Annotated in this window: 14 protein-coding genes; all 14 read left to right on the forward strand. The window is 64.5% G+C overall.

All coding sequences use genetic code 11. The features are described from left to right. The first annotated feature begins 41 nt into the window (after nucleotides 1–41). The 14 genes from OKW39_RS13845 to hisB all read left to right on the forward strand — a co-directional run bounded on the left by OKW39_RS13845 (nucleotide 42) and on the right by hisB (nucleotide 11,948). Nucleotides 42–866 (forward strand): ABC transporter ATP-binding protein, encoded by an 825-nt coding sequence (locus OKW39_RS13845; protein WP_018420056.1) that lies wholly within the window; start codon nucleotides 42–44, stop codon nucleotides 864–866. Further along, a complete protein-coding gene (mlaE, locus tag OKW39_RS13850; RefSeq protein WP_018420057.1) occupies nucleotides 863–1,630 on the forward strand; it encodes a lipid asymmetry maintenance ABC transporter permease subunit MlaE in 768 nt (255 codons plus the stop codon). The genes OKW39_RS13845 and mlaE overlap by 4 nt, the downstream gene beginning before the upstream one ends. Nucleotides 1,631–1,721: 91 nt before the next feature. Continuing rightward, nucleotides 1,722–2,252, forward strand: a complete 531-nt coding sequence (gene mlaD / locus OKW39_RS13855) for an outer membrane lipid asymmetry maintenance protein MlaD (protein WP_090805493.1) — start codon at nucleotides 1,722–1,724, stop codon at nucleotides 2,250–2,252. Between the two features lie 19 nt (nucleotides 2,253–2,271). Further along, nucleotides 2,272–3,252: an MlaA family lipoprotein gene (locus tag OKW39_RS13860; RefSeq protein ID WP_090802105.1), complete on the forward strand. Its 981-nt coding sequence runs from the start codon at nucleotides 2,272–2,274 to the stop codon at nucleotides 3,250–3,252. 114 nt (nucleotides 3,253–3,366) lie between these two features. Further along, complete coding sequence (locus OKW39_RS13865; protein ID WP_090802103.1) at nucleotides 3,367–3,999, forward strand: MlaC/ttg2D family ABC transporter substrate-binding protein; 633 nt, start codon at nucleotides 3,367–3,369, stop codon at nucleotides 3,997–3,999. Continuing rightward, the gene (locus tag OKW39_RS13870; RefSeq protein ID WP_184065569.1) at nucleotides 3,996–4,316 is read left to right on the forward strand and encodes an STAS domain-containing protein; all 321 of its coding nucleotides are present in this window, start codon (nucleotides 3,996–3,998) and stop codon (nucleotides 4,314–4,316) included. Before OKW39_RS13865 ends, OKW39_RS13870 begins: the two co-directional genes overlap by 4 nt. Before the next feature lie 191 nt (nucleotides 4,317–4,507). Next, nucleotides 4,508–5,440 carry an ABC transporter ATP-binding protein gene (locus OKW39_RS13875; protein WP_090802100.1) on the forward strand — a complete coding sequence of 311 codons (933 nt, stop codon included), beginning with the start codon at nucleotides 4,508–4,510 and terminating at the stop codon, nucleotides 5,438–5,440. Continuing rightward, the gene (locus OKW39_RS13880; protein ID WP_429562886.1) at nucleotides 5,437–6,201 is read left to right on the forward strand and encodes an ABC transporter permease; all 765 of its coding nucleotides are present in this window, start codon (nucleotides 5,437–5,439) and stop codon (nucleotides 6,199–6,201) included. The genes OKW39_RS13875 and OKW39_RS13880 overlap by 4 nt, the downstream gene beginning before the upstream one ends. 15 nt (nucleotides 6,202–6,216) lie before the next feature. Then, nucleotides 6,217–6,456 carry a BolA family protein gene (locus tag OKW39_RS13885; RefSeq protein ID WP_008918725.1) on the forward strand — a complete coding sequence of 80 codons (240 nt, stop codon included), beginning with the start codon at nucleotides 6,217–6,219 and terminating at the stop codon, nucleotides 6,454–6,456. Nucleotides 6,457–6,567: 111 nt separating this feature from the next. Then, a complete protein-coding gene (gene murA, locus OKW39_RS13890; protein ID WP_429562887.1) occupies nucleotides 6,568–7,830 on the forward strand; it encodes a UDP-N-acetylglucosamine 1-carboxyvinyltransferase in 1,263 nt (420 codons plus the stop codon). Continuing rightward, nucleotides 7,827–8,528, forward strand: a complete 702-nt coding sequence (gene hisG / locus OKW39_RS13895; protein WP_187612912.1) for an ATP phosphoribosyltransferase — start codon at nucleotides 7,827–7,829, stop codon at nucleotides 8,526–8,528. Before murA ends, hisG begins: the two co-directional genes overlap by 4 nt. A 58-nt stretch (nucleotides 8,529–8,586) precedes the next feature. Then, a complete protein-coding gene (gene hisD, locus OKW39_RS13900; protein ID WP_429562888.1) occupies nucleotides 8,587–9,921 on the forward strand; it encodes a histidinol dehydrogenase in 1,335 nt (444 codons plus the stop codon). Between the two features lie 253 nt (nucleotides 9,922–10,174). Next, nucleotides 10,175–11,245 carry a histidinol-phosphate transaminase gene (hisC, locus tag OKW39_RS13905; RefSeq protein WP_429562889.1) on the forward strand — a complete coding sequence of 357 codons (1,071 nt, stop codon included), beginning with the start codon at nucleotides 10,175–10,177 and terminating at the stop codon, nucleotides 11,243–11,245. Between the two features lie 115 nt (nucleotides 11,246–11,360). Further along, nucleotides 11,361–11,948: an imidazoleglycerol-phosphate dehydratase HisB gene (hisB, locus tag OKW39_RS13910; RefSeq protein WP_429555280.1), complete on the forward strand. Its 588-nt coding sequence runs from the start codon at nucleotides 11,361–11,363 to the stop codon at nucleotides 11,946–11,948. Nucleotides 11,949–12,030: the final 82 nt, after the last annotated feature.

A 12,030-nucleotide genomic window follows, 5' to 3' on the forward strand; every position in this document is an offset into this window, starting at 1 on the left:
TGGCCCTATAATTCGGCCTTCCCTGTAAAAGGATTGTCAGTGTGGTGCCTTCCTATCCCGAGACCTTACTCGAGTTGCGCGACGTCGACTTCGGTTACGGCGACCGGCTCGTCCTGTCGAATCTGAATCTGCGCTTTCGTCGCGGTCAGGTCGTCGCGGTCATGGGCGGCTCGGGTTGCGGCAAGACCACGGTGCTGCGGCTGATCGGCGGACTCGTGCGCGCCCAGCGCGGCCAGGTGCTGTTCCATGGCGAGGACATCGGCGAGCAGACGCGCGAAGGCCTTTACGCGCTGCGCCGCAAGATGGGCATGCTGTTCCAGTTCGGCGCGCTGTTCACCGACATGTCGGTGTTCGAAAACGTCGCCTTCTCGCTTCGCGAGCATACCGATCTCCCCGAGGAACTGCTGCGCGACCTCGTGCTGATGAAGCTCAACGCGGTCGGCCTGCGCGGCGCGCGCGACCTGCTGCCGTCCGAGATTTCCGGCGGCATGGCGCGGCGCGTGGCGCTCGCGCGCGCAATCGCGCTCGACCCCGAACTGATGATGTACGACGAGCCGTTCGCCGGTCTCGACCCGATCTCGCTCGGCATCACCGCGAACCTGATCCGCACGCTGAACCGGGCGCTCGGCGCCACGTCGATTCTCGTCACGCATGACGTGCCGGAATCATTCGCGATCGCCGACTACGTGTACTTCCTGTCCAACGGCGGTGTGCTTGCCGAGGGCACGCCCGACGAACTGCGCGCGTCGACCGATCCGACCGTGCGGCAGTTCATCGACGGCGCGCCGGACGGCCCGTTCAGATTCCACTATCCGGCGCAGACGCCGCTCGCGGCGGACTTCGGCATCGGCGGAGGCCAGTCATGATCAGTACGATCGGTCGCTCGGTCATCACCGGGCTCGGCACCGCCGGCTACGCGACGCGCTTCTTCCTGCGGCTCGTGCTCGAGTTTTTCCCGCTGCTGCGCCGCCCGCGTCTTGTCACGAAGCAGATCCACTTTGTCGGTAATTATTCGCTAGTGATCATCGCGGTGTCGGGGCTGTTCGTCGGCTTCGTGCTCGGGCTGCAGGGCTATTACACGCTGAACCGTTATGGCTCCGAGCAGGCGCTCGGGTTGCTGGTCGCGCTGTCGCTCGTGCGCGAGCTCGGGCCGGTCGTGACCGCGCTGCTGTTTGCCGGGCGCGCGGGCACGTCGCTGACCGCCGAAATCGGCCTGATGAAGGCGGGCGAGCAGCTCACCGCGATGGAAATGATGGCCGTCGATCCGGTCAAGGTCGTGATCGCGCCGCGCCTGTGGGCCGGCATCGTGTCGATGCCGATCCTCGCCGCGATCTTCAGCGCGGTCGGCGTTCTGGGCGGTTACGTGGTAGGCGTGCTGCTGATCGGCGTCGATGCCGGCGCGTTCTGGTCGCAGATGCAAAGCGGCGTCGACGTGTGGCGGGATGTCGGCGCCGGGGTCGTCAAGAGTGTGGTGTTCGGCCTCGCGGTGACCTTCGTCGCGCTGTTTCAGGGCTACGAGGCGAAGCCGACGCCGGAAGGCGTGTCGCGCGCGACGACCCGCACGGTCGTGTACGCGTCGCTCGCGGTGCTCGGGCTCGATTTCCTGCTGACCGCACTAATGTTCAGCTAAGACCGCGCAGCATGCCGGCTGCCGGCGGTGCATGATGCGCCGCGCACGGCGGGAGGTGGCGGCGGCGCGGCGGATTCACTTTGGGATGACGATGAAAAAGAATGTTCTCGACTTCTGGGTCGGCCTGTTCGTGGTGCTGGGTTTCGTGGCGTTGCTGTTTCTTGCGCTGAAGGCCGGCAATATGAGCTCGTTGTCGTTCCAGGCAACCTACCCGGTCAAGCTGAAGTTCGACAACATCGGCGGGCTGAAGCCACGCGCGCCGGTGAAGAGCGCCGGCGTGACGGTCGGCCGGGTCGCGTCGATCGGCTTCGACAGCAACACCTACCAGGCGCTCGTCACGATCGATATCGACAAGCAATATCAGTTTCCGAGGGACACTTCGGCGAAGATCCTGACCTCGGGTCTGCTCGGCGAGCAGTACATCGGGCTCGAGCCGGGGGGCGACTCGGAAATGCTGAAGGCCGGCGATACGATCTCGATGACGCAATCGGCGATCGTCCTGGAAAACCTGATCGGCCAGTTCCTGTATAGCAAGGCCGCGGATTCCGGCGCGGCGAAGCCCGCCGCATCCGCCCCTGCACCGGCGCCCGGCGCGCCGGCCTCCGGCGCTGCCGCCCAGTAAGGCCAACAAGGAGAATTAGATGCAGACGACACTGCAGACCGCGCGCAGCGGCGCGCGCGTCCTACAGTTCGGCAAGGTCGCCGTGGCGGCTGCGCTGCTCGCCGGTTGCACGACCGTGCAGACGCCTACCAAGGGCGACCCGTTCGAAGGGCTGAACCGTACGATCTTCACCGTCAACGACAAGATCGACCAGTACGCGCTGAAGCCGGTTGCGCAGGGCTACGTTTGGGTCACGCCGCAGCCGGTTCGCGACAGCGTGACGAACTTTTTCTCGAACATCGGCGACGTCTATATCGCGGCGAACAACCTGCTGCAGCTGCGCATCGCCGACGGCGTGTCCGACATCATGCGGATCGTGATCAACACGTTGTTCGGCGTCGGCGGCCTGTTCGACGTCGCGACGCTCGCGAAGCTCCCGAAGCACGACAACGACCTCGGTCTGACGCTCGGCCACTACGGCGTGCCGGCGGGCCCCTATCTGGTGCTGCCGCTGTTCGGGCCGAGCACGGTGCGCGATGCGGTCGGCTCGCTCGGCAACTACTACGTGAACCCGATCAGCTACGTCGACCCGCCGGGCCTGAGCTGGGCGCTGTATGGCCTGAACATCGTCAACACGCGCGCGAACCTGCTCGGAGCGAGCAACCTGCTGGAAGGCGCAGCGCTCGACAAATACTCGTTCGTGCGTAACGCGTATCTGCAGCGCCGGCAGTATCTGTTGTCGGATAACCGCCGGCGTCCGCAGGAACTGCCGAGCTACGACGAGGAAGCGCCGCTGCCGAAGTACGACGAAGGCGAGACGGGCGCGGCAGGTGCGCCGGCCAAGCCGGCTCCCGCATCCGGCGCGGCCGTGGGCACGCCGCAAGGCGCGTCGGCACCGGAGGCCGCGTCGGGCGCCGAAACACCGCCTCTCGACCTGAAAGGCGGCCCGGAAACGCAAGTTCCGGCCGGTCAGTTGGTGCCGCCCACGCGCTTCAACTTCCCGTCCTTAAGATTGCATTGAACGTGCAGCCGTAACAGATCGATACGACTCTCGCAGTTTGCGCATCGATTGCCGTCGAACTCGCGTGATAAGGTCGGTTCAAACTGTTGCATTATTTTTGAGGCAAAGCTCGATATGAAAAAATTCTTCCTGATTCCGTTGTTTGCCGCGTTGTTTTCGTTCATCAGCGCGGGCGCATCGGCGCAAACCGTCGACACCAGCTCGCCCGACGCGCTGATCAAGACCGTCACCCAGCAGGTGATGGACGCGATTCGGGGCGACAAGTCGATCCAGCAGGGCGACATCAGGCACATCACGGCGCTCGTCAACGAAAAGATCCTGCCGTACATCGATTTCCGCCGCACCACCCAGCTCGCGATGGGCCGTAACTGGCGCACCGCGACGCCCGAACAGCAGAACCAGGTGGTCGAGCAGTTCAAGATGCTGCTGATCCGGACGTACGCGGGCGCGCTCGCGCAGGTGCGCGACCAGCAGATCCAGTACAAGCCGTTCCGCATGAACCCGGACGACACCGACACGGTGGTGCGCTCGGTCGTGATGAACAACGGCCAGCCGATCGAACTCGACTACCGCCTGTACAAGACGGCGCAGGGCTGGCGCGTGTATGACATCAACGTGCTCGGCGCGTGGCTGATCCAGGCGTATCAGCAGCAGTTCAACGAGCAGATCCAGCAGAAGGGCGTGGACGGACTGATCCAGTTCCTCACGCAGCGCAATCAGCAACTCGCTGCGGGCAAGCAGTCGTGAGCGACGTGCTGAACCCGGTGGCGAACCGCTTCGACAGCGGCACGACGCTGACCCACGAGAGCGCGAAGGCCGCGCTCGCGGCGGGTCTGCAACGCATCGCGGCGGGTGCGGGCGGCGTCGATTGCGCGCCGCTCACGCAATTCGATTCGTCGGCGCTCGCCGTCCTGCTCGCGTGGGTGCGGGCCGCGGCGGCGCGCGGCGGCAAGTTCGAAATCGTCAATCTGCCGGCTGGGCTCGCCAGTCTCGCGCAGGCCTACGGCGTCGATACACTTCTCTCTTCTGGCGCCTCCAGCATGGTTGCGTCAGCGCGACATTGACGCTCCTCTAGCGTCGTCTCCTCCCTTCCGGCCAGGCCGGGGGTGTCAGTTTTTGCCCTATAATCAAACGTTTTTTTGGGGCGTCGAACTGGCCCCCTAATCGGCCCCGGTTCCCGTTTCTTCCAGCATTTGCGCATCCCCAAGCTCCATTGGGGCTACTTCAGGCGCCGCGACGCACGCGGCCCATAGTCATGTCAGCCATAGAAATTCGTAACGTCAAGAAGCGCTACAAGGACTTGCAGGCGCTCAAGGGCGTCAGCCTCACGGTCGAAGAAGGCGAGTTCTTCGGACTGCTCGGTCCGAACGGCGCGGGCAAGACGACGCTCATCAGCATACTCGCGGGTCTCGCGCGCGCCGACGAAGGCAGCATCGCGGTGCGCGGTCACGACGTCGTCGACGATTTCCGCAACGCGCGCCGCGCGCTCGGCGTGGTGCCGCAGGAGCTCGTGTTCGATCCGTTCTTCACGGTGCGCGAAACCTTGCGCATCCAGTCCGGCTACTACGGGCTGCGCAACAACGACGCGTGGATCGACGAGATCATGGCCAATCTCGATCTCACCGAAAAGGCCGATGCCAACATGCGCGCGCTGTCGGGTGGCATGAAGCGCCGCGTGCTGGTCGCGCAGGCGCTCGTGCACCGCCCGCCGGTGATCGTGCTCGACGAGCCGACCGCGGGTGTCGACGTCGAGTTGCGCCAGACGCTGTGGAAGTTCATCTCGCGCCTGAATCGCGAAGGCCACACGATCGTGCTGACCACGCACTATCTGGAAGAAGCCGAATCGTTGTGCGACCGCATCGCGATGCTGCGCCGTGGCGAGGTCGTTGCGCTCGATCGCACCAGCACACTGCTGCAGCGTTTCGCCGGCATGCAACTGTTCGTTCGCTTCGCGCAGGGCGTGCTGCCTGCCGAGCTGCGTCCGCTCGAGGCGGAAAGCGGCGCCGGCAACGGCAATGGCCGCCAGCATCTGCTGCGCCTGACGAGCTACGACGACGTCGAGCGCATCCTCGCGCAATGCCGCGCGGCCGGTTGTACATTCGAAGAAATCGAGGTCCGCAAGGCCGACCTCGAAGACGTATTCGTTCAGGTGATGAACGGTCCAGAAGTGATCGAGGGGCTTGCATGAGCGGGTACAGTGGATTTAGCACGCTGTTTTACAAAGAACTGCTGCGCTTCTGGAAGGTGTCGTTCCAGACCGTGCTCGCGCCGGTCATCACCGCGCTGCTTTACCTGACCATCTTCGGCCACGCGCTGCGCGGCCACGTGCAGGTCTATCCGGGCGTCGAATACACGAGCTTCCTGATTCCGGGCCTCGTGATGATGAGCGTGCTGCAGAACGCGTTCGCGAATAGTTCTTCGTCGCTGATTCAATCGAAGATCACCGGCAACCTCGTGTTCGTGCTGCTGCCGCCGCTGTCGCACCACGAGATGTTCGCGGCCTACGTGCTCGCGGCCGTGGCGCGCGGGCTGAGTGTCGGCTTCGGCGTGTTCATCGTGACGATCTGGTTCGTGCCGCTCGCCTTCACCGCGCCGCTCTATATCGTCGTGTTCGCGATGTTCGGCTCGGCGATTCTCGGCACGCTGGGTCTGATCGCCGGCATTTGGGCCGAGAAGTTCGACCAGCTCGCCGCGTTCCAGAACTTTCTGATCATGCCGCTCACGTTCCTGTCGGGCGTGTTCTACTCGACGCATACGCTGCCGCCCGTATGGCGCGAAGTATCGCGGCTCAATCCGTTTTTCTACATGATCGACGGCTTTCGCTATGGTTTTTTCGGCGTGTCGGATATCGACCCGCTGGTGAGCCTCGCGATCGTCGCCGGTTTCTTCGTGGTGCTGGCCGCTGTGGCGATGCGCATGCTCGCTACCGGCTACAAGCTGCGCCACTGACGAGGAGCTTCTCTCATGTTGCCGACTCCCGAACAGGTCAAACAGTACATTGCAGCTGGACTCGCGTGCGAGCATCTCGAAGTCGAAGGCGACGGTCAGCATTTCTTTGCGACGATCGTCTCGCCGAACTTCGAAGGCAAGCGCCTGATCCAGCGTCACCAACTCGTGTATGCGGCGCTCGGCGACCGCATGCGCGAAGAAATCCACGCGCTCAGCATGAAGACGCTGACGCCCGCCGAATGGCAGAACGCGTAATCTGGAAATTTTGTGCGAATTACTCAGGAAGGGCGCGACACCGCTAGCGGCGCGCCGAACACAGACAAAGCAGGTCCGGACGCGAACCGGGCCGATCAGGAACCGACAGGCATGGATAAACTCATCATTGAAGGTGGCTACCCGCTCTCCGGTGAAGTTGTCGTCTCGGGTGCGAAAAACGCGGCATTGCCGATTCTGTGCGCGGCTCTGCTGAGCGCCGATCCGGTGCATCTGGAGAACGTGCCCGATCTGCAGGACGTGCGCACGATGCTCAAGCTGCTCGGCCAGATGGGTGTGCGTATCGAAGCCGGCGAAGGGCGCGTCGCGCTCGACGCGTCGAAGGTCGACAACCTCGTCGCGCCGTACGAAATGGTGAAGACGATGCGCGCGTCGATCCTCGTGCTCGGTCCGCTCGTCGCGCGCTTCGGTCATGCGCGCGTGTCGCTGCCGGGCGGCTGCGCGATCGGCGCGCGTCCGGTCGATCAGCACATCAAGGGTCTGCAGGCGATGGGCGCCGAGATCACGATCGAGCACGGCTTCATCGAAGCGCGCGCGAAGCGTCTGAAGGGCGCGCGCATCGTCACCGACATGATCACCGTGACCGGTACCGAGAACCTGCTGATGGCGGCGGTGCTCGCCGAAGGCGAGACGGTCATCGAGAACGCAGCGCGCGAACCCGAAGTGGTCGACCTCGCGCGTCTGCTCGTCGCGATGGGCGCGAAGATCGAAGGCATCGGCACCGACCGTCTGGTGATCCATGGCGTCGACAAGCTGCACGGTGCGAAGCACACGGTGATTCCGGACCGCATCGAAGCGGGCACTTTCCTGTGCGCGGTCGCGACGGCCGGCGGCGACGTCATGCTGCGCAAGATGCGTCCGCTGCTGCTCGAAGCCGTCACCGAAAAGCTGCGCGAAGCGGGCGTCACGGTCGAGGAAGGCGACGACTGGATGCGCGTGCGCATGGACAAGCGCCCGAGCGCGGTCACGTTCCGCACCTCCGAATACCCGGCGTTTCCGACCGACATGCAGGCGCAGTTCATGGCGCTCAACACGATCGCGGACGGTACGTCGCAAGTCGTGGAGACGATCTTCGAAAACCGTTTCATGCACGTCCAGGAGCTGAACCGTCTCGGCGCGAGCATCACGATCGACGGCAACACCGCGCTCGTAACCGGCGTCGAAAAACTGTCCGGCGCGAAGGTGATGGCCACCGATCTGCGCGCGTCCGCGAGTCTTGTGATCGCCGCGCTGCGCGCCGAGGGCGAGACGCTGATCGACCGCATCTATCACCTCGATCGCGGCTACGACCGCATGGAAGCGAAGCTCAATGCGATCGGCGCGAAGGTGCGCCGGGTTTCCGGGAGCGGGACATGAGTTCGATGCCGCAAACGTCGTCGTCGCCGGCGGTCAGCGCGCCGCTCACGCTCGCGTTGTCGAAAGGGCGTATCTTCGAGGAAACGCTGCCGCTGCTCGCGGCGGCCGGCATCGAGGTAGCGGAAGACCCGGAGAGCTCGCGCAAGCTGATTCTGTCGACCACCGACCCGAACCTGCGCGTGATCGTCGTGCGCGCGACCGACGTGCCGACCTATGTCGAGTATGGCGCGGCCGACTTCGGCGTGGCCGGCAAGGACGTGCTGCTCGAGCATGGCGGCAGCGGCCTGTATCAGCCGGTGGATCTGGACATTGCGCGTTGCCGCATGTCGGTCGCGGTCGCGGCCGGTTTCGATTATGCGAACGCGGTGCGCCAGGGCGCGCGTCTGCGGGTCGCGACCAAGTATGTTGAAACCGCTCGTGAGCATTTTGCCGCCAAGGGCGTTCACGTCGATCTGATCAAGCTGTACGGTTCGATGGAACTCGCTCCGCTGGTTGGTCTCGCCGACGCGATCGTCGACCTGGTCAGCTCGGGTAATACGCTGCGCGCGAACAATCTGGTCGAGGTGGAGGAGATCATGCAGATTTCGTCGCGTCTCGTCGTGAACCAGGCAGCGCTGAAGCTCAAACGCGCCGCGTTGCGGCCGATTCTCGACGCGTTTGCCAATGCTTCGTCGAAAACCGCCGCCCCGGCGGCCTGACTGACGATGGCAATGTGACGTTGCACTGATAGCGCGCCTTACCGAAACGGATACCTGTATGTCTACCAAGATTCGCAAACTCGATTCCACCGCTCGCGACTTCCACAAGTCGCTGCATGCGGTGCTCGCGTTCGAGGCGAGCGAAGACGAAGCCATCGAGCGCGCGGTCGCGCAGATTCTGAACGACGTGAAGGCGCGCGGCGACGAGGCGGTGCTCGAGTACACGAATCGCTTCGATCGCGTCGATGCGAAAAGCGTGGCCGAGCTCGAACTGCCGATGGCCGAACTCGAGGCGGCGCTCGAAAGTCTCGAGCCGAAGCGGCGCGCGTCGCTCGAAGCGGCGGCGGCACGCGTGCGCGGCTATCACGAGAAGCAGAAGATCGAGTGCGGCAGCCATAGCTGGCAGTACACCGAAGCCGACGGCACCGTGCTCGGCCAGAAGGTCACGCCGCTCGATCGCGCGGGCATCTACGTGCCGGGTGGCAAGGCCGCGTATCCGTCGTCGGTGCTGATGAACGCGATACCGGCGCGGGTGGCCGGCGTGCGCGAAATCGTGATGGTCGTGCCGACGCCGGAAGGCGTGAAGAATCCGCTCGTGCTCGCGGCGGCTCTGCTGGGTGGCGTCGATCGCGTGTTCACGATCGGCGGCGCGCAGGCGGTAGCTGCACTCGCGTACGGCACGCAGACTGTGCCCGCGGTCGACAAGATCTGCGGCCCCGGCAACGCGTACGTCGCGTCGGCCAAGCGTCGCGTGTTCGGCACGGTCGGCATCGACATGATCGCCGGGCCGTCGGAAATCCTCGTGGTGTGCGACGGCACGACCGACCCGCGCTGGGTCGCGATGGACCTGTTTTCGCAAGCCGAGCACGACGAGCTCGCGCAGTCGATCCTGCTGTGCCCCAACGACGCGTTCATCGCGCGCGTGCAGGAAGCGATCGAGGAACTGCTGCCCACCCTGCCGCGCCGCGAAGTGATCCGCACGTCGCTCGAAAACCGCGGCGCGCTGATCAAGGTGCGCGACATGGCCGAGGCTTGCGCGATCGCCAACGACATCGCGCCGGAGCACCTTGAAATTTCGGCGCTGGAGCCGCATCAGTGGGCGCAGCAGATCCGTCACGCAGGCGCGATCTTCCTTGGCCGTTACACGAGCGAGAGCCTCGGCGACTACTGCGCGGGCCCGAATCATGTGCTGCCGACGTCGCGTACCGCACGGTTTTCGTCGCCGCTCGGCGTCTATGATTTCTTCAAGCGTTCGAGCCTGATCGAGGTCAGCGCGGAAGGTGCGCAGACGCTCGGCGAGATTGCCGCGGAACTGGCATACGGCGAAGGTCTGCAAGCGCACGCACGCAGCGCCGAATACCGGATGCGGCAGAACAACAACGAACGCGGCTGAGGCGCAGCGCTGATCGCGCTGGCGCGCGGCGGAGCTCAAGCAGGCGTAAGCGGGAGCAGGAGAAGCGGCGAGGGCGGCAACCGCCGCCGCATCGACCGGCTTCCATGTTTTCCGGCTTCCTCCACCCGCTCGAGCGACGGCTCGAGCCCACCCGCCCCATTCAATAACGACGACAGAGACCAACCCGAGCGCCGAGCGCCGAGCACTGACGACGCCGACCCGGCGTCTTTCGCACGGCCCGGCCCCCGAACCTATGACGACACCTCAAGACATCATCCGCAGCGACGTGCTCGCAATGACGAGCTATCCGGTTCCGGACGCCACCGGCTTCATCAAGCTCGACGCGATGGAAAACCCGTTTCCGCTGCCGCCGGAACTTGCCGCGCATCTCGGCGAGCGTCTGGCCGGCGTCGCGTTGAACCGTTATCCGGCGCCGCGCCCCGAGCAGTTGATCGAGCGCATTCGTCACGTGATGGGCGTGCCGGCGAGGTGCGACGTGCTGCTCGGCAATGGCTCGGATGAAATCATCAGCATCATGTCGGTCGCGTGCGCGAAGCCGGGCGCGAAGGTGCTCGCGCCGGTGCCGGGCTTCGTCATGTATCAGATGTCGGCGAAGCTGGCGAATCTCGAATTCGTCGGCGTGCCGCTCAAAGCCGACTTCACGCTCGATACCGACGCGATGCTCGCGGCGATCGCCGAGCATGAACCGGCGATCATCTATCTCGCGTATCCGAACAACCCGACCGGCACGCTGTTCGATGACGCCGAAATCGAGCGCATCATCGCCGCGGCGGGCAAGAGCCTCGTCGTGATCGACGAGGCGTATCAGCCGTTCGCGCAGAAGAGCTGGCTGCCGCGCGCCGACCAGTTCGACAACGTCGTCGTGATGCGCACGGTGTCGAAGCTGGGCCTCGCCGGCATTCGCCTCGGTTACCTGGTCGGCAAGCCCGCGTGGCTGACCGAGTTCGACAAGGTCCGCCCGCCGTACAACACCAACGTGCTGACGCAGGCCGCCGCTGATTTCCTGCTCGACCACATCGGCGTGCTCGATGCGCAGGCCGCGCAATTGCGCGACGAACGCGAGAAACTCGCGCAGGCGGTGGCCGCGCTGCCGGGCGCCGAAGTGTTCACTAGCGCGGGCAACTTCCTGCTCGTGCGGGTGCCCGATGCGTCGGTATTGTTCGAAACCCTGCTAACGGCGCGGATTCTGATCAAAAACGTGAGTAAAATGCATCCATTGCTGGCCAATTGCGTGCGTTTGACCGTCGGTTCGCCGAACGAGAACGCCCAGTTGCTCGCCGGCCTGAAACTCGTGTTGCGGTAACCCGCCGCATCGAGCGGCGGCACTGAGCCGCTGCGTTGAACGGCTGCACTGAGCAGCCCGCCAGTTTGTCCATCCCACATTACTAGCGCTTTTAAGCCAGATTCGAGGAATTGCCATGCGCCTTGCGGAAGTCGTTCGCAACACCAGCGAAACGCAGATCCGTGTGAAGATCAACCTGGACGGCACCGGCCAGCAGAAGCTGGCCACCGGTGTGCCGTTCCTGGACCACATGCTCGACCAGATCGCCCGCCACGGGTTGTTCGACCTCGAGATCGAAGCGCATGGCGACCTGCATATCGACGATCATCACACGGTCGAAGACACCGGCATCACGCTCGGCCAGGCCGTCGCGAAGGCGATCGGCGATCGCAAGGGCATCCGCCGCTACGGCCTTTCCTACGTGCCGCTCGACGAAGCGCTGTCGCGCGTCGTGATCGATTTTTCCGGCCGTCCGGGCCTCGAATTTCACGTGCCGTTCACGCGCGCGCGCATCGGCACGTTCGACGTCGACCTGTCGATCGAATTCTTCCGCGGCTTCGTGAACCATGCCGGCGTGACGCTGCACATCGACAACCTGCGTGGCATCAACGCGCACCATCAGCTCGAAACGGTGTTCAAGGCATTCGGGCGTGCGCTGCGCATGGCCGTCGAACTCGACGAGCGCGCGGCCGGACAGATTCCGTCGACCAAGGGCAGCCTCTAACGTAACGGCCGTAGCAGGCCTTAACACGGGTTTCACCGCCTCCAACGTCTTCAGGCCACTCACCTACAGGCGATTCATCGGG

The sequence above is a fragment of the Paraburkholderia sp. MM6662-R1 genome (genome assembly GCF_050436245.1).
Lineage (GTDB): Bacteria > Pseudomonadota > Gammaproteobacteria > Burkholderiales > Burkholderiaceae > Paraburkholderia > Paraburkholderia tuberum.

Excerpts from the sequence above, each read along its gene's own strand:
- OKW39_RS13860 (WP_090802105.1), top strand. The coding sequence starts at position 2,272 with ATGCAGACGACACTGCAGACCGCGCGCAGCGGCGCGCGCGTCCTACAG.
- hisD (WP_429562888.1), top strand. The coding sequence starts at position 8,587 with ATGTCTACCAAGATTCGCAAACTCGATTCCACCGCTCGCGACTTCCAC.
- mlaD (WP_090805493.1), top strand. The coding sequence starts at position 1,722 with ATGAAAAAGAATGTTCTCGACTTCTGGGTCGGCCTGTTCGTGGTGCTG.
- hisC (WP_429562889.1), top strand. The coding sequence starts at position 10,175 with ATGACGACACCTCAAGACATCATCCGCAGCGACGTGCTCGCAATGACG.
- hisG (WP_187612912.1), top strand. The coding sequence starts at position 7,827 with ATGAGTTCGATGCCGCAAACGTCGTCGTCGCCGGCGGTCAGCGCGCCG.
- hisB (WP_429555280.1), top strand. The coding sequence starts at position 11,361 with ATGCGCCTTGCGGAAGTCGTTCGCAACACCAGCGAAACGCAGATCCGT.
- OKW39_RS13885 (WP_008918725.1), top strand. The coding sequence starts at position 6,217 with ATGTTGCCGACTCCCGAACAGGTCAAACAGTACATTGCAGCTGGACTC.
- murA (WP_429562887.1), top strand. The coding sequence starts at position 6,568 with ATGGATAAACTCATCATTGAAGGTGGCTACCCGCTCTCCGGTGAAGTT.
- OKW39_RS13875 (WP_090802100.1), top strand. The coding sequence starts at position 4,508 with ATGTCAGCCATAGAAATTCGTAACGTCAAGAAGCGCTACAAGGACTTG.
- OKW39_RS13865 (WP_090802103.1), top strand. The coding sequence starts at position 3,367 with ATGAAAAAATTCTTCCTGATTCCGTTGTTTGCCGCGTTGTTTTCGTTC.
- OKW39_RS13880 (WP_429562886.1), top strand. The coding sequence starts at position 5,437 with ATGAGCGGGTACAGTGGATTTAGCACGCTGTTTTACAAAGAACTGCTG.
- mlaE (WP_018420057.1), top strand. The coding sequence starts at position 863 with ATGATCAGTACGATCGGTCGCTCGGTCATCACCGGGCTCGGCACCGCC.